We start from the raw sequence: 16012 nt of genomic DNA, 5'->3' as shown, positions 1-16012 counted from the left end.
TTATGCTATGGTGCACACACCCTAACAGACTGACGTTATTACCGTGTGCTGGTTTCTCTATCTTATTCGAACCGCTGATAACCGCCTGTATACCGGCATTACCACCGATGTTCCGCGCCGCTTTCTTCAGCATCAGGAAGGCAAAGGAGCGAAAGCGCTGCGCGGCAAAGGCGAACTGGCGCTGGCGTTTAGTCAGAAAGTTGGTGACCACTCACTCGCTCTGCGGCTGGAGTATCGCATCAAGCAGCTAACGAAGCGCCAGAAAGAGCGCCTCGTTGCCGGGGATGGTTCGTTCGAGACCCTGCTGGAGGGGCTCAGAAGCGATTGAAATGATCGCTGTACTCGACCAGACCGTGTACGCCCTGCAGCGCGTCATCCGCCAGACGGTGCACCTGGAAGGCTTCAGCGGTGTCCGGCCAACGGCAGCGTAAATCGAACGCGGCGGCGGGTTCAAAGCCCAAACGGCCATACAGCGCCGGTTCGCCCAGCGTAACCACCGCGGCGTAGCCAAATTCATTTAATGAATCCAGCCCTTCGTAGACCAGCTGTCGGCCAATACCCTGGCCGCGATAGCTTTCATCTACCGCCAATGGCGCCAGACCGACCCACTGCAGCTCTTCGCCTTCGACGGTGACCGGGCTAAAGGCAACGTAGCCCACCACCTGGCCTTCATCGTCAGTGGCGACTAAGCCCAGCGTGATCAAACCATCTTCACGCAGATCGTGCACCAGCTTCGCTTCCGCGTCGCTGCCGAACGTACGGCGCAGCAGCGCGTCGATACCCGGTGCATCAATCCCAATTTCCACTCGAATCAGCATGCCTCACCTACCGATGTCTGTTCAGGTTTCTGCGGGCTCTTCAGGCCTGCTTCGACAAAATCCGCCATCTGCAGCAGCATGACGCGCAGTGCTTTCGGCATCTGCTCCAGCTCGATGGCATCCATCAGGTTCTTCACGTATAGACCCAGCTCGGTATCACCTTCAATCACCAGACGACGCTGGAAGAATAGCGTATCCGGATCCTGTTTACGCGCGGCAATCATCAACAGATCGCTGGCATCGGCGCTAAAGCTGACGTCGGCGTCAGCCTGCTGGCTGACCACCAGGCGACCGTCGACTACCGAGGTATACCACAGCAGGCCAATATCGCGCACATTAATACTTAACCAGCGACCTTCGAGAAACTCCAGTTCTCCATCCGCCAGCGCCTGGCGAAATTGCCAGCTCAATACTTGTTCCAGCACCTGGCGCTTGAGGGCAAAAGGCGCCAGCTTAACCGGCACGCTCATTAAAGACGGGCCAAAACGGACCAGCCGGGAACGCAGTTCATCCAACACAAGCTTCACTCCATGCATGCAATAGTTTCGCTATTGTGCCATATCAAATAAACGACATAGCGGCGTAAATCAACAAAATCGCGATGATGGCCGCCAGCTATTGAGCCCACCAATACGCTTTTAACTGCCTCAAATCAAAAATTGTCACCAGAAGGTTAACTAAAATCCCAGCTCGTTAACCATTTTGCGTCCCTGACCGGCCGCGTTTTTCAGGAAAAATTATGGAGCTGCTCTGCCCCGCCGGTAACCTCCCGGCACTTAAGGCGGCCATCGAAAACGGCGCCGATGCCGTCTATATCGGGCTGAAAGATGACACCAATGCCCGCCACTTTGCCGGCCTTAATTTCACCGAAAAGAAATTACAGGAAGCCGTCAGCTTTGTGCACCAGCATCGCCGCAAGCTACATATCGCGATTAACACCTTCGCCCATCCCGACGGTTATGCCCGTTGGCAGCGTGCTGTGGATATGGCCGCGCAATTGGGCGCCGACGCGCTGATCCTCGCCGATATCGCCATGCTGGAGTACGCTGCGGAACGCTATCCGCACATTGAACGTCACGTTTCAGTGCAGGCGTCCGCCACTAACGAAGAGGCGATACGTTTTTATCACCGTAACTTTGACGTCGCCCGCGTCGTACTACCGCGGGTGTTATCCATTCACCAGGTGAAACAGTTAGCGCGCGCCACGCCGGTTCCACTTGAAGTCTTCGCCTTCGGTAGCTTATGCATCATGGCGGAAGGCCGCTGCTATCTCTCGTCGTATCTCACCGGCGAATCGCCAAATACCGTCGGCGCCTGTTCGCCCGCGCGCTTCGTCCGCTGGCAGCAAACGCCGCAGGGGCTGGAGTCACGCCTTAACGAAGTGCTGATCGATCGCTATCAGGATGGCGAGAATGCCGGTTATCCGACGCTGTGCAAAGGCCGCTACCTGGTCGACGGCGAGCGCTACCACGCGCTGGAAGAACCCACCAGCCTCAACACCCTGGAACTGTTGCCAGAACTGATGGCCGCCAATATCGCTTCGGTAAAAATTGAAGGCCGCCAGCGCAGCCCGGCATACGTCACCCAGGTAGCGAAAGTCTGGCGTCAGGCGATCGATCGCTGTAAAGCCGATCCGCAGAACTTCGTGCCGCAATCTGCATGGATGGAAGCCCTTGGTTCGATGTCCGAAGGAACGCAAACCACCCTTGGCGCCTATCACCGTAAATGGCAGTGAGAAACATGAAATATTCATTAGGGCCGGTGCTGTACTACTGGCCAAAAGAGACGCTGGCAGATTTTTACCAGCAGGCGGCAAATTGTAGCGCTGACACCATTTATCTGGGCGAAGCGGTATGCAGCAAACGCCGTGCCACTAAAGTCGGCGATTGGATCGAAATGGCGAAAGCGCTGGCCGGCAGCGGCAAGCAGGTGGTGCTCTCCACCCTCGCGCTGGTGCAGGCCTCATCCGAACTGGGCGAGCTGAAGCGCTATGTCGAGAACGGCGAATTCCTGATTGAAGCCAGCGACCTCGGCGTGGTCAATCTCTGTGCCGAACGCAAGTTGCCCTTCGTCGCGGGTCATGCGCTGAACTGCTACAACGCCGTCACCCTGCGCCTGCTGCTGAAACAGGGCATGGTGCGCTGGTGTATGCCGGTTGAACTCTCCCGCGACTGGCTGGCTAATTTGCTGACCCAGTGCGAAGAGCTGGGTATTCGCAACCAGTTTGAAGTCGAAGTGCTGAGCTACGGCCATCTGCCGCTGGCCTATTCCGCGCGCTGCTTTACCGCCCGCTCGGAAGACCGGCCAAAAGACGAATGCGAAACCTGCTGCATCAAGTACCCAACCGGGCGCAGCATGCTGTCGCAGGAGAACCAGCAGGTGTTTGTGCTTAACGGCATTCAGACGATGAGCGGCTACGTCTATAACCTTGGCAACGAGTTAACCTCGATGCACGGTCTGGTGGATATGGTGCGCCTGTCGCCGATGGGTAGCGAGACCTTCGCCATGCTCGACGCCTTCCGCGCCAATGAAAATGGCGCTGCGCCGCTGGATCTCACCGCTAACAGCGATTGCAATGGCTACTGGAAACGGCTGGCCGGGCTGGAGCTGCAGGCGTAAGGTGAAGTGTAAAAGCTCACTTTGTTAACAACGGTTATTAATTTTTAATGCACTATTAAAAGATTCACCGTCGACAAAGTGAGCTGTTATGACTGATAAAACCATTCCGTTCTCGGTGCTCGATCTGGCGCCGATCCCGCAGGGTTCTTCTGCTAAAGAAGCCTTTTCCCATTCTCTCGCTCTCGCCCAACTGGCGGAATCCCGCGGCTACCACCGTTATTGGCTGGCTGAGCACCATAATATGGTGGGTATTGCCAGCGCGGCGACCTCGGTGTTGATTGGCTATCTTGCCGCCAATACCACCACCCTGCATCTGGGATCCGGTGGCGTAATGTTGCCAAACCATTCGCCGCTGGTGATCGCCGAACAGTTCGGCACCCTGAATACGCTGTATCCCGGACGTATCGATCTCGGCCTTGGCCGCGCGCCGGGCAGCGATCAGCCGACCATGCGCGCGCTGCGTCGCCATATGAGCGGCGATGTCGATAATTTCCCGCGCGATGTGGCGGAGTTGGTGGACTGGTTTGATGCCCGAGAGGCTAATCCGCAGGTGCGCCCGGTTCCCGGCTATGGCGAACGAATTCCGGTGTGGCTGCTGGGCTCAAGCCTGTACAGCGCGCAGCTGGCGGCGCAGCTTGGTCTGCCGTTTGCCTTCGCCTCTCACTTCGCGCCGGACATGCTATTCCAGGCGCTGCATCTGTACCGCAGCAACTTCAAACCTTCGGCGCGGCTGGAAAAACCGTACGCGATGGTATGTATCAATATTATCGCCGCCGATAGTAATCGCGATGCGGAGTTCCTCTTTACCTCGATGCAGCAGGCCTTCGTTAAACTGCGCCGCGGTGAAACCGGGCAGTTGCCGCCGCCGGTGGAAAATATGCATCAACTGTGGTCAGCGTCCGAGCAGTATGGTGTACAGCAGGCATTGAGCATGTCGCTGGTTGGCGATAAGACCAAAGTTCGCCATGGGTTAGCGTCGATTCTTCGCGAAACGGAAGCGGACGAAATCATGGTCAACGGCCAGATCTTCGACCACCAGGCACGCCTGCATTCGTTTGATTTAGCGATGCAGGTGAAAGAGGAATTGTTAGGTTAGCGACGTGGTAAGCCCGGTGCGCGTCACGCCACCGGGCAATGCGGTTATTGATAAACCGGCAACAGATTAAAGCTCGACAGGAAATGCACCACCGCGTTGCCGAGCCCGAACAGCAGGATCAGCGCAATCATCGGTTTTCCGCCCCAAACACGGAACTGTGGGCTGCCGAAGCGTTTACGCGAAGCGCGAGCCAGCAGCGCCGGCACAATCGCCGCCCATACCGTCGCCGCCAGGCCGGCATAGCCGATGGCGTAAAGGAAACCATCTGGTTTCACCAGCCCACCGATCATCGGCGGGATAAAGGTCAACAGCGCGGTTTTAAAGCGTCCCATCGCGCTATCGTCAAAGCCAAACAGATCAGCGAGATAATCGAACAGCCCCAGCGTTACGCCGAGGAAGGAACTGGCGACGGCAAAGTTGGAGAACACCACCAGCAGCAGATCCAGACCGCGGCTATTCAGCACGCCGCTCAGCGCCTGCACCAGCACATCAATGTTACCGCCCTTCTGGGCGATACCGATAAACTGCGGACGAGGGATATTCCCCATCGTCACCAGCAGCCAGACCACATACAGACCCAGCGCCAGTAGCGTACCGTAAATCAGACAGCGGGTAATGGTGCGCGGATCCTTACCATAATATTTCATCAGGCTCGGCACGTTACCGTGATAGCCAAACGAGGCCAGGCAGAACGGCAGCGTCATCAGCAGGTATGGCGCATAGGAGGCATTCTTCTCCACGACGTTAAACAGCGTCGTCGGCTCAACGTGCCCCAACAGGCTGCCGAAGGTCAGGAAGAAGGTAATCACCTTAGCGCCCAGTACGATAGCCGTCATGCGGCTCACCGCTTTCGTGCTCATCCAGACGATAAAGGCCACCAGCAGCGCAAAGCCGAAGCCCGCAGCGCGCGCCGGTACGTTCAGCGACATTTCACTGAAGGTGTGGTGCAGGATCGAACCGCTCGCCGAAATATAGGCGTAGGTCAGGATATACAGCACAAAGGCGATCGACACGCCGTTCACCAGATTCCAGCCTTTGCCGAGCAGGTCTTTGGTAATGGTGTCGAAGCTGGAGCCAATCCGGTAGTTAAGGTTGGCTTCCAGAATCATCAAACCGGAGTGCAGCATGCAGAACCAGGTAAAAACCAGCGCCGCCAGCGACCAGAAAAACCACGCGCCGGACATGACCACCGGCAGCGAGAACATGCCCGCGCCAATAATTGTGCCGCCGATAATCACCACGCCGCCAAATAAAGACGGTCGGGTGGCCGTAGTGGTTAGTGTCGCCATTTGCCGAAATCTCCAGTCGAAAATACTTCGCTCACGTTAAGCATGACGCACTGTACCAGTACACGAGTACAAAAGAAATAAAAAAAGCCCCAATCATGACGATCGGGGCTGTATTATTTACTTTACGCTAACGGATTGCGCTTATTACGCATCGCCACCGAAACGACGACGACCCGCGGAATCATCACGGCGCGGCGCGGAAGCATCGTCACGACGCGGCGCGCGGCCGCCTTCACGACGTTCGCCGCTGAAACGACGACCTTCACCACGACCGCCTTCACGACGTTCGCCACCGAAGCTACGACCGCCTTCACGACGCTCGCCGCCGAAGCCACGACCGCCTTCACGACGCTCGCCGCCGCCACGACGTTCGGTGCGCGGCTGCGCATCGCCCAGCAGCTGCATGTTCATCGGCTTGTTCAGGATGCGGGTACGAGTAAAGTGCTGCAGCACTTCGCCCGGCATACCTTTCGGCAGTTCGATGGTAGAGTGAGAACCGAACAGCTTGATGTTGCCGATGTAGCGGCTGCTGATGTCGCCTTCGTTAGCGATCGCGCCAACGATATGACGAACTTCAACGCCGTCATCACGGCCCACTTCAATGCGGTACAGTTCCATTTCACCCACGTCACGACGCTCACGCTTCGGACGATCTTCACGATCGCCGCGCGGGCCGCGGTCATTACGGTCGCCACGACGTTCGAAACGGTCATCACGATCGCGGAATTCACGACGCGGACGCATCGGCGCATCCGGCGGAACGATCAGAGAACGTTCGCCCTGGGCCATTTTCAGCAGCGCAGCGGCCAGCGTTTCCACGTCCAGCTCTTCGCCTTCCGCGGTCGGCTGGATTTTAGCCAGCAGCGCACGGTACTGGTCCAGATCGCTGCTTTCCAGCTGCTGCTGAACTTTAGCGGCGAATTTCTCCAGACGACGTTTGCCCAGCAGTTCTGCGTTCGGCAGTTCTACTTCAGGGATCGTCAACTTCATCGTACGTTCGATGTTACGCAGCAGGCGACGCTCACGGTTCTCAACGAACAGCAGCGCGCGACCCGCACGACCCGCACGACCGGTACGGCCGATACGGTGAACGTAAGATTCGGAATCCATCGGGATGTCATAGTTAACAACCAGGCTGATACGCTCAACGTCCAGGCCACGGGCCGCAACGTCGGTGGCGATCAAGATATCCAGACGACCGTCTTTCAGGCGCTCCAGAGTCTGCTCACGCAGCGCCTGGTTCATATCGCCGTTCAGCGCGGCGCTGTTATAGCCGCTACGCTCCAGCGCTTCTGCCACTTCCAGGGTCGCGTTTTTGGTACGCACGAAGATAATCGCCGCATCAAAGTCTTCCGCTTCCAGGAAACGCACCAGCGCTTCGTTTTTACGCATGCCGTAAGCAGTCCAGTAGCTCTGGCTGATGTCCGGGCGCGTGGTGACGCTGGACTGAATGCGCACTTCCTGCGGCTCTTTCATGAAGCGGCGGGTAATGCGACGAATCGCTTCCGGCATCGTGGCGGAGAACAGAGCGGTCTGATGACCTTCCGGGATCTGCGCCATGATAGTTTCTACGTCTTCGATAAAGCCCATGCGCAGCATTTCATCTGCTTCGTCCAGTACCAGACCGCTCAGTTTAGAGAGATCCAGCGTACCGCGCTTCAGGTGGTCCAGCAGACGACCCGGGGTACCGACAACGATCTGCGGCCCCTGACGCAGGGCGCGCAGCTGCACGTCATAACGCTGGCCGCCGTACAGGGCAACCACGTTTACGCCGCGCATATGTTTAGAGAATTCCGTCATTGCTTCAGCAACCTGTACCGCCAGTTCGCGGGTCGGCGCCAGCACCAGAATCTGCGGTGCTCTCAGCTCAGGATCGATGTTGTTCAGCAGCGGTAAAGAGAACGCTGCGGTCTTACCACTACCGGTCTGGGCCATACCCAGAACGTCGCGGCCGTCCAGCAGATGCGGAATGCACTCAGCCTGGATCGGAGATGGTTTTTCGTAACCCAGATCGTTAAGCGCTTCAAGGATAGGAGCCTTCAGGCCCAGATCTGCAAAAGTGGTTTCGAATTCAGCCATGTAGTACGTGTGCCTCAAAATTAATGGCGGCCAGTCTACATAACTCATCGTGAAAATTTAGAGTAATTTTCATTGAAAAGTGTGAACCGGCTCAAAGTAGGTGTATTAACGAACAACAACGCCCTCACCCGCGAAGGTGATGGCAATCAAAAAAAGGGCTGATGAGTGTTCGTCAGCTATTGCTGGTCCGATTCTGCCAGGTCATCTTGCTCCTGGCCCAAGAGCGATAATTCCAACAATGCGTATCGGTGCTCAACGTAGTTATGAACGTTGTTAGCGACCGCCAGTTTGAACAGTGCCGTAGCGCTGTCCTTGTCCCCCAGACTTAGGTAGTACTTACCTAAATAGAAGTTGGTTTCACTGAGATGCTCAGCGAGCGAGGTGTTATCCGTTGCGTCTGCCTTCAGACGGGTCATCAGCTCTTTTTCGCTAATGTCGCCAAGGTAGAACTCGACAATGTTCCATCCCCATTGCTCTTTGTCCGACTTGTTGAAGCGCTGTTTCAGTGCTTCAAGCGCCTGCTTCTCATCAAGCTTACGCTCGGCGAGGTATAACCACAGACTGCGGAAAGGATCATTGGGATCGTCTTGATAAAACGCCAGCAGATCATCTTGCGCTAACTTAGCACGGCCACCGTAATACAGAGCGATGCCGCGATTTAAGTGCGCGTAGTTGTAAGTTGGATCAAGCTCAAGTACAGAATCAAACGCTTCATAGGCAGCATCAAAATTGCCTGCCTGCGTTAAATAAATGCCTAAGTAATTGAATACTTCAGGCATATCGGGTCGGATTGCCAGCGCTTGTGAAAAATCATTTCGCGCTAATGCCCTCAGACCGAGACTATCATACAACACTCCGCGCTCATATAAAAGCTGTGCGCGTTCGTCATCGGTTAAAGCCCGACTGGCAAGAATTTGTTCCATGCGCGCCAGAATCACTTCTTGCTGCAAAGTCGGTTGCAATGGTACCGCGAGGACGGCGTCCTTACGCCAGGCAGAGTTGCTGCATCCTGCCAGCGTGAGAGCTGTCGCCACGAAACACCAGCGCAGAAAAGGCTTCATTTCCCACTCCCGAAGACAACGATTGGATGAACGTCCAGTTCCCCGGCTGCAAAAAGGCATCCTGCCCGGAATAGACCCTCCGCCGAAGCGGAGGGCAATCGGCAACCTTACTCGCCCTGCTCTGCGGCCGGAGCTTCCGGCGCGTTAGCTGGCTGAGCCTGCTCAGTTGCTTCTTTAATGCTCAGACGTACGCGGCCCTGACGGTCAACTTCCAGAACCTTAACCGGTACTTCCTGACCCATCTGCAGGTAATCAGTCACTTTCTCAACGCGCTTGTCAGCGATCTGAGAGATGTGAACCAGACCTTCTTTACCGCCGCCGATGGCAACGAATGCGCCAAAGTCAACGATACGGGTCACTTTACCATTGTAGATACGGCCAACTTCGATCTCAGCGGTGATCTCTTCGATACGGCGGATAGCGTGCTGCGCTTTGTCACCGTCGGTCGCTGCGATCTTCACGGTACCGTCATCTTCGATTTCGATGGTGGTGCCGGTTTCTTCGGTCAGGGCACGGATAACAGAACCGCCTTTACCGATAACGTCTTTGATCTTGTCCGGGTTGATCTTGATGGTGTGGATACGCGGTGCGAATTCGGAGATATCGCCGCGCGGCGCGTTAATCGCCTGTTCCATCACGCCCAGGATGTGCAGACGCGCACCTTTAGCCTGGTTCAGAGCAACCTGCATGATTTCTTTGGTGATACCTTCAATTTTAATATCCATCTGCAGCGCAGAGATACCGTCGCGAGAACCCGCAACTTTGAAGTCCATATCGCCAAGGTGGTCTTCGTCACCCAGAATGTCGGACAGTACGACGAAGTTATCGCCTTCTTTCACCAGACCCATTGCGATACCCGCAACGGCGGCTTTCACCGGCACGCCAGCGTCCATCAGCGCCAGAGATGCGCCACAGACGGAAGCCATGGAAGAAGAACCGTTGGATTCGGTGATTTCAGATACCACGCGAACGGTGTACGGGAATTCGTCGATTGTCGGCATTACGGCCAGAACGCCGCGCTTAGCCAGACGACCGTGACCGATTTCACGACGCTTCGGAGAACCAACCATGCCAGTTTCACCTACGGAGTACGGAGGGAAGTTGTAGTGGAACAGGAAGGAGTCCGTGCGCTCGCCCATCAGTTCGTCGATGTTCTGCGCGTCGCGTGCGGTACCCAGAGTCGCGGTAACCAGCGCCTGAGTTTCGCCACGGGTAAACAGTGCGGAACCGTGAGTACGCGGCAGTACGCCGGTACGAACGTCCAGACCACGGATCATGTCTTTTTCGCGGCCATCGATACGCGGCTCGCCTGCCAGTACGCGGCTACGAACGACGTTTTTCTCGATAGCGTGCAGGATTTCACCCAGTTCGTTGGCGTCCAGGGTTTCATCTTCGGCAACCAGCGTCGCGATGGTTTCAGATTTGATGACGTCAACCTGAGCGTAACGCTCTTGTTTGTCGGTGATACGGTAAGCATCGCTCAGGCGGGATTCAGCCAGCGCAGCAACGCGCGCGTTCAGGGCGGCGTCAACCACTTCCGGCTGCCAGTCCCAACGCGGTTTACCGGCTTCTTTCACCAGGTCGTTGATGTTCTGAATAACAACCTGCTGCTGCTCGTGGCCAAAGACCACCGCGCCCAGCATCTGGTCTTCGCTCAGCAGTTCAGCTTCGGATTCAACCATCAGTACGGCCGCTTCGGTACCGGCAACCACCAGATCCAGTTTGCTGGACTTCAGCTCTTCCTGGGTTGGGTTCAGTACGTACTGGTCGTTGATGTAACCCACGCGAGCGGCGCCGATTGGGCCATTGAACGGAATACCGGACAGCGACAGCGCTGCGGAAGCGCCGATCATCGCGACGATATCCGGGTTAACCTGCGGGTTAACGGAAACAACGGTAGCGATAACCTGGACTTCATTAACGAAGCCTTCCGGGAACAGCGGACGAACCGGGCGGTCAATCAGACGCGCGATCAGGGTTTCGCCTTCGCTTGGACGGCCTTCACGACGGAAGAAGCCACCTGGGATTTTACCGGCAGCGTAGGTACGCTCCTGGTAGTTAACAGTCAGCGGGAAGAAGTCCTGGCCCGGCTTCGCTTTTTTCTGACCCACAACGGTAACGAATACCGCGGTGTCATCCATGCTAACCATCACAGCGGCCGTTGCCTGGCGCGCCATCATGCCGGTTTCCAGGGTTACGGTGTGCTGGCCGTACTGGAATTTACGAACGATCGGATTAAGCAAAATTCTATCCTTTTATCTAAAAATGACGCCATATCTACGATATCGCGCCTGATGACCCGATCCTCTGCATCCTCGCGACTAATGACAACCTTTACCCGCCCCTGCGGATGAAGCCTCTCATTAGCCGCGCGAACCTCTGCATGAAGATCATTAATAGCAACAATACATGAGTTTTTAATGAATTGCTGCCGCCTGGTCGAAAAAAGGGGCCGTGAGGCCCCTTTTTCTGAAACTCGCAGAATTAGCGACGCAGACCCAGACGCTCGATCAGCGAAGAGTAACGTGCAACATCTTTACGTTTCAGGTAGTCGAGCAGTTTACGACGCTGAGAAACCATGCGCAGCAGACCACGACGGCTGTGGTGATCTTTTTTGTGCTCTGCAAAGTGACCCTGCAGGTGGTTGATCTGTGCAGTCAGCAGTGCAACCTGAACTTCAGTAGAACCGCTGTCGTTTGCGCCACGACCGAACTCAGAAACGATTTGTGCTTTAGCTTCAACGCTTAGAGACATTTTCAAACTCCAAAATTATAAGTAAAGAAAGGGTGCCGATCTCTAATTCAGCAACCCCTGATGCAACGCCCGAAAATGTTAAAACACTTTAGCGGACGTTAAGCGGCGATATTCTACTCGTAGCAGGCTTTTATCGCAACAAAAGCGCTTACTGTGGGTATTCCACCACCAGACGACGAGGCGCGACGCGGCCTTCATCGTCGATTTCGCCCATACCGAGGAACTTGCCGGACTCGCTTTCCATCACTCGCACCAGCCCGTTCAGCGGCGCGCCTGACTGACGAACCGGGTTACCGTTTTTAAAGTAGACCGCGGAAGTTTCCGGAATATGAACCAGCGGGTAATCCGACGCTGGGCTATCCATCGGCATCAGCAGCTGGTCAAGCAGTTGAGCGGCGGGAATATCCTCTGCCGCCGCCTGTTCGACCAGCGCCTGCAGTTGCTCCAGGGTCACCATCCGCTCGACCGGGTATTTGCTCACCGCCAGGCGACGCAGGAAAATCACGTGCGCCCCGCAGCCAAGCTTCTCGCCCAAATCATCGATAATCGTACGGATGTAGGTACCTTTCGAACAGTGGATCTCAAGCTCCAGTTCATCGCCTTCATGGCGAATAAACAGCAGCTCATAGACCGTAATCGGCCGGGCTTCACGCGGAACCTCAATGCCCTGACGAGCGTATTCGTACAGCTTTTTACCCTGATATTTCAGCGCCGAGTACATCGACGGCACCTGCTGAGTCTCGCCGCGGAAGCTATCCAGCGCCGCCGCCAGCTGTTCTTCGTTAAAGGTTAGCGGGCGTTCCTCCACCACCTGGCCATCGGCGTCGGAGGTATCCGTACGCTGACCAAGTTTGGCGATCACGCGATAACGCTTATCAGAATCCAGCAGATACTGGGAAAACTTAGTCGCTTCGCCAAGGCAGACCGGCAGCATACCGGTCGCCAGCGGATCCAGCGCGCCGGTATGGCCAGCGCGGTTGGCATTATAAATACGTTTTACTTTCTGCAGCACATCGTTGCTGGAGGCGCCCTGAGGCTTATCCAGCAGCAATACGCCGTGCACGTCGCGGCCGCGACGACGAGGACGACTCATTAGTCCTCCTTGCTGTCGTCCGGGTTCACACGACGCTCATCGTCGTGTTTCACCACGCTGGTAACCAGATTGGACATGCGCATCCCTTCGACCAGCGAGTTGTCGTAGAAGAAAGTCAGTTCCGGCACGATGCGCAGGCGCATCGCTTTGCCCAGCAGAGAGCGGATAAAACCAGACGCTTCCTGCAACGCTTTGATGCCCGCTTTCACCGCGGCTTCATCTTTGTCGTTAAGGAAAGTGACATACACTTTGGCATAGGCCAGGTCACGGGACATTTCTACGCCGGAAACGGTGGTCATCATGCCCAGACGCGGGTCTTTGATTTCACGCTGCAGGATGATGGCAATTTCTTTTTGCATCTCCTGGGCCACGCGCTGCGGGCGACCGAATTCTTTCGCCATAATAAATTCTCCAGAATAAAGACAAAAAAGGGGCCAAAAGCCCCTTTTTAAAATTATTGCCGGGTGGCGCTTCGCTTACCCGGCCTACGCTTAGCTATCTGACGATTAATCGATGCTACGCTGGATTTCGATGATTTCGAACACTTCGATCATATCGCCAACGCGAACGTCGTTGTAGTTCTTCACGCCGATACCACATTCCATACCGTTACGAACTTCGTTAACGTCATCTTTGAAGCGGCGCAGGGATTCCAGCTCGCCTTCATAGATAACCACGTTGTCGCGCAGTACGCGAATTGGGTTGTGACGTTTAATCGTACCTTCGGTAACCATACAGCCCGCGATGGCGCCGAATTTCGGCGATTTGAAGACATCACGCACTTCAGCCAGACCAATGATCTGCTGTTTCAGTTCCGGAGACAGCATACCGCTCATCGCCGCTTTCACTTCGTCGATCAGGTTATAGATGACGGAGTAGTAACGCAGATCCAGGCTTTCTGACTCGATAACTTTACGTGCGGAAGCATCGGCACGAACGTTGAAGCCAACCAGAATCGCGTTGGAAGCGGCAGCCAGGGTCGCGTCGGTTTCGGTGATACCACCTACGCCGGAACCGATGATCTTCACTTTCACTTCGTCGGTAGACAGTTTCAGCAAGGAATCGGAAATCGCTTCGACAGAACCCTGCACGTCCGCTTTCAGCACGATGTTCACTTCGTGAACTTCGCCTTCGGTCATGTTAGCGAACATGTTTTCCAGTTTAGATTTCTGCTGGCGAGCCAGTTTAACTTCACGGAATTTGCCCTGACGATACAGCGCAACCTCACGCGCTTTTTTCTCGTCACGAACGACGGTAACTTCATCACCCGCAGCCGGAACGCCGGACAGACCGAGGATTTCCACCGGAATGGACGGACCCGCTTCCAGCACTTCGCGACCCAGTTCGTCACGCATCGCACGTACGCGGCCATATTCAAAGCCACACAGTACGATATCGCCCTTGTGCAGAGTACCTTCGCGAACCAGAACGGTAGCTACCGGACCACGACCTTTATCCAGGAAGGATTCGATAACCGCACCGCTCGCCATACCGTTACGTACCGCTTTCAGTTCGAGAACTTCAGCCTGCAGCAGGATAGCGTTCAGCAGGTCGTCGATACCGGTACCAACTTTCGCCGATACTGGGATGAACTGCGCTTCGCCGCCCCACTCTTCCGGCATCACGCCGTACTGGGAGAGTTCGTTCTTCACGCGATCCATATCCGCTTCCGGCTTATCGATCTTGTTCACTGCAACCACTACCGGCACCTGCGCCGCTTTGGCGTGCTGGATAGCTTCCACAGTCTGCGGCATCACGCCGTCGTCTGCCGCCACCACCAGAACCACGATATCCGTCGCCTGCGCACCACGAGCACGCATGGAGGTAAACGCGGCGTGGCCCGGGGTGTCCAGGAAGGTGATCATGCCGTTGTCAGTTTCTACGTGGTATGCGCCGATGTGCTGGGTAATACCACCCGCTTCGCCGGAGGCGACCTTAGTAGAACGAATGTAGTCCAGCAGAGAGGTTTTACCGTGGTCAACGTGACCCATGATGGTCACTACCGGTGCGCGCGGTTCTGCCGCAGCGCCGGTGTCACGGTCGCTCATTACTGCTTCTTCCAGCTCGTTTTCACGACGCAGGATAACTTTGTGGCCCATCTCTTCGGCAACCAGCTGAGCGGTTTCCTGGTCGATGACCTGGTTGATGGTCGCCATCGCGCCCAGTTTCATCATCGCTTTGATGACCTGAGAACCTTTGACCGCCATTTTGTTGGCCAGCTCGCCAACGGTGATGGTTTCGCCGATCACAACATCGCGGTTAACGGCCTGAGCCGGCTTCTGGAAGCCCTGCTGCAGAGAAGAACCTTTGCGATGTTTGCCGCCTTTACCGCCGCGAACGGCCGCACGGGCTTCTTCACGGTCAGCTTTCGATTCAGCGTGTTTGTTGCCTTTCTTCGCCGGGCGAGCAGCTTTGCTGTTACGGCCACGGCCGCGACCGCCTTCAACTTCACGATCGTTATCATCTTCAGCCTGACGCGCATGCTGAGACGTGGTTACGTGATAGTCGGTCGTTTCTTCTGGGGTTTCCGGAGTTTCACTCCAGTTTTTTTCATTTTCTTCAGCCATACGGCGTGCTTCTTCCGCTACACGGCGCGCTTCTTCTTCAAGTTTGCGGCGTGCTTCTTCTTCCGATTTGCGCTTCAGCTCCGCTGCTTCGTTCTCACGGCGGGTCTTTTCAGCCTGGGCGGTCTTGGTCATTTCGTCGGTATGTTGATTGCTCACTTTGTCTTTTTCCGCGGCTTCACGTTTCGCTTTTTCAGCGACTTCACGTTTAGCTTGTTCTGCGGCCTCACGTTCAGCTTTTAATTGCGCCTCGCGCTTAGCTGCTTCTTCAGCTTCACGACGGGCTTGCTCTTCCGCTTCACGCTGCGCCTGCTCTTCCGCGGCCAGGCGTTCAGCCTCTTGCGGATCGCGTTTCACAAAGGTGCGTTTCTTGCGGACTTCGATTTGTACCGATTTACTCTTTCCACCGGTACCTGGAATATTCAACGTGCTGCGCGTTTTACGCTGCAACGTCAGCTTGTCAGGCGCCGAGCCGTGTTCACGGTTCAGGTGCGTTAACAAGGTTTGCTTCTCTTGCGCGGTCACAGAATCATCAGCCGATTTGCGAATACCTGCATCAGCAAATTGCTGTATCAGGCGATCCACAGAGGTCTGAATTTCTGAGGCCAGCGCTTTAATAGTCACATCTGTCATGCTGTT

The 16012-nt window shown here is 55.8% G+C and carries 15 protein-coding genes; 4 read left to right on the top strand and 11 right to left on the bottom strand.

The window, feature by feature from the left end; translation table 11 throughout:
* The first annotated feature begins 37 nt into the window (after nucleotides 1–37).
* Complete coding sequence (locus tag ABLV07_RS02670) at nucleotides 38–328, top strand: GIY-YIG nuclease family protein (protein ID WP_026612209.1); 291 nt, start codon at nucleotides 38–40, stop codon at nucleotides 326–328.
* Here ABLV07_RS02670 and ABLV07_RS02665 read toward each other — a convergent pair.
* Both ABLV07_RS02665 and ABLV07_RS02660 read right to left on the bottom strand, forming a co-directional pair.
* On the bottom strand, nucleotides 315–818 hold the full coding sequence (locus tag ABLV07_RS02665) for an N-acetyltransferase (protein ID WP_015703593.1): 504 nt from the start codon (nucleotides 816–818) through the stop codon (nucleotides 315–317). The two genes, ABLV07_RS02670 and ABLV07_RS02665, sit on opposite strands and share 14 nt — an antisense overlap.
* Entirely contained in the window at nucleotides 812–1336 is a 525-nt protein-coding gene (locus ABLV07_RS02660) for an SCP2 domain-containing protein (protein WP_015369536.1), read from the bottom strand. Before ABLV07_RS02660 ends, ABLV07_RS02665 begins: the two co-directional genes overlap by 7 nt.
* A gap of 221 nt (nucleotides 1337–1557) precedes the next feature.
* On the opposite strand from ABLV07_RS02660, the gene ABLV07_RS02655 reads away from it, so the two are divergent.
* From ABLV07_RS02655 to ABLV07_RS02645, 3 genes are all read left to right on the top strand, one after another.
* Nucleotides 1558–2553 (top strand): peptidase U32 family protein, encoded by a 996-nt coding sequence (locus ABLV07_RS02655; RefSeq protein ID WP_015369535.1) that lies wholly within the window; start codon nucleotides 1558–1560, stop codon nucleotides 2551–2553.
* A 5-nt stretch (nucleotides 2554–2558) separates the two neighbouring features.
* A complete protein-coding gene (locus ABLV07_RS02650; protein ID WP_015369534.1) occupies nucleotides 2559–3437 on the top strand; it encodes a U32 family peptidase in 879 nt (292 codons plus the stop codon).
* Between the two features lie 88 nt (nucleotides 3438–3525).
* Complete coding sequence (locus ABLV07_RS02645) at nucleotides 3526–4533, top strand: LLM class flavin-dependent oxidoreductase (RefSeq protein ID WP_015369533.1); 1008 nt, start codon at nucleotides 3526–3528, stop codon at nucleotides 4531–4533.
* Nucleotides 4534–4577: 44 nt separating this feature from the next.
* Here the strand turns inward: ABLV07_RS02645 and mtr are convergent, their stop codons facing one another.
* From mtr to infB, 9 genes are all read right to left on the bottom strand, one after another.
* Nucleotides 4578–5822 carry a tryptophan permease gene (gene mtr, locus ABLV07_RS02640; protein WP_015369532.1) on the bottom strand — a complete coding sequence of 415 codons (1245 nt, stop codon included), beginning with the start codon at nucleotides 5820–5822 and terminating at the stop codon, nucleotides 4578–4580.
* A gap of 144 nt (nucleotides 5823–5966) precedes the next feature.
* Nucleotides 5967–7901 (bottom strand): DEAD/DEAH family ATP-dependent RNA helicase, encoded by a 1935-nt coding sequence (locus tag ABLV07_RS02635; RefSeq protein WP_015369531.1) that lies wholly within the window; start codon nucleotides 7899–7901, stop codon nucleotides 5967–5969.
* Nucleotides 7894–7974, bottom strand: a complete 81-nt coding sequence (gene yrbN / locus ABLV07_RS02630) for a protein YrbN (protein WP_086538083.1) — start codon at nucleotides 7972–7974, stop codon at nucleotides 7894–7896. Before yrbN ends, ABLV07_RS02635 begins: the two co-directional genes overlap by 8 nt.
* A gap of 103 nt (nucleotides 7975–8077) precedes the next feature.
* On the bottom strand, nucleotides 8078–8962 hold the full coding sequence (gene nlpI, locus ABLV07_RS02625) for a lipoprotein NlpI (protein WP_020077841.1): 885 nt from the start codon (nucleotides 8960–8962) through the stop codon (nucleotides 8078–8080).
* 107 nt (nucleotides 8963–9069) lie between these two features.
* Nucleotides 9070–11205: a polyribonucleotide nucleotidyltransferase gene (pnp, locus tag ABLV07_RS02620; protein ID WP_015369529.1), complete on the bottom strand. Its 2136-nt coding sequence runs from the start codon at nucleotides 11203–11205 to the stop codon at nucleotides 9070–9072.
* Between the two features lie 241 nt (nucleotides 11206–11446).
* The gene (gene rpsO / locus ABLV07_RS02615) at nucleotides 11447–11716 is read right to left on the bottom strand and encodes a 30S ribosomal protein S15 (RefSeq protein ID WP_015369527.1); all 270 of its coding nucleotides are present in this window, start codon (nucleotides 11714–11716) and stop codon (nucleotides 11447–11449) included.
* Nucleotides 11717–11864: 148 nt separating this feature from the next.
* Entirely contained in the window at nucleotides 11865–12809 is a 945-nt protein-coding gene (gene truB, locus ABLV07_RS02610) for a tRNA pseudouridine(55) synthase TruB (RefSeq protein ID WP_348853300.1), read from the bottom strand.
* Nucleotides 12809–13210, bottom strand: a complete 402-nt coding sequence (gene rbfA, locus ABLV07_RS02605; RefSeq protein ID WP_002918248.1) for a 30S ribosome-binding factor RbfA — start codon at nucleotides 13208–13210, stop codon at nucleotides 12809–12811. The genes truB and rbfA overlap by 1 nt, the downstream gene beginning before the upstream one ends.
* A 105-nt stretch (nucleotides 13211–13315) precedes the next feature.
* Nucleotides 13316–16006, bottom strand: coding sequence for a translation initiation factor IF-2 (gene infB / locus ABLV07_RS02600; protein WP_015369525.1), 2691 nt, complete (start codon nucleotides 16004–16006; stop codon nucleotides 13316–13318).
* Nucleotides 16007–16012 lie beyond the last annotated feature (6 nt).

The organism is Klebsiella sp. CN_Kp097 (assembly GCF_040064495.1).
Taxonomy (GTDB): Bacteria; Pseudomonadota; Gammaproteobacteria; order Enterobacterales; family Enterobacteriaceae; genus Klebsiella; species Klebsiella aerogenes.
Note: the sequence above shows the minus strand (reverse complement) of the source record. Positions and strands in the feature narration are given on the sequence as shown.

Excerpts from the sequence above, each read along its gene's own strand:
- ABLV07_RS02665 (WP_015703593.1), bottom strand. The coding sequence starts at position 818 with ATGCTGATTCGAGTGGAAATTGGGATTGATGCACCGGGTATCGACGCG.
- ABLV07_RS02655 (WP_015369535.1), top strand. The coding sequence starts at position 1,558 with ATGGAGCTGCTCTGCCCCGCCGGTAACCTCCCGGCACTTAAGGCGGCC.
- ABLV07_RS02650 (WP_015369534.1), top strand. The coding sequence starts at position 2,559 with ATGAAATATTCATTAGGGCCGGTGCTGTACTACTGGCCAAAAGAGACG.
- ABLV07_RS02645 (WP_015369533.1), top strand. The coding sequence starts at position 3,526 with ATGACTGATAAAACCATTCCGTTCTCGGTGCTCGATCTGGCGCCGATC.
- mtr (WP_015369532.1), bottom strand. The coding sequence starts at position 5,822 with ATGGCGACACTAACCACTACGGCCACCCGACCGTCTTTATTTGGCGGC.
- ABLV07_RS02635 (WP_015369531.1), bottom strand. The coding sequence starts at position 7,901 with ATGGCTGAATTCGAAACCACTTTTGCAGATCTGGGCCTGAAGGCTCCT.
- yrbN (WP_086538083.1), bottom strand. The coding sequence starts at position 7,974 with ATGAAAATTACTCTAAATTTTCACGATGAGTTATGTAGACTGGCCGCC.
- nlpI (WP_020077841.1), bottom strand. The coding sequence starts at position 8,962 with ATGAAGCCTTTTCTGCGCTGGTGTTTCGTGGCGACAGCTCTCACGCTG.
- rpsO (WP_015369527.1), bottom strand. The coding sequence starts at position 11,716 with ATGTCTCTAAGCGTTGAAGCTAAAGCACAAATCGTTTCTGAGTTCGGT.
- truB (WP_348853300.1), bottom strand. The coding sequence starts at position 12,809 with ATGAGTCGTCCTCGTCGTCGCGGCCGCGACGTGCACGGCGTATTGCTG.
- rbfA (WP_002918248.1), bottom strand. The coding sequence starts at position 13,210 with ATGGCGAAAGAATTCGGTCGCCCGCAGCGCGTGGCCCAGGAGATGCAA.
- infB (WP_015369525.1), bottom strand. The coding sequence starts at position 16,006 with ATGACAGATGTGACTATTAAAGCGCTGGCCTCAGAAATTCAGACCTCT.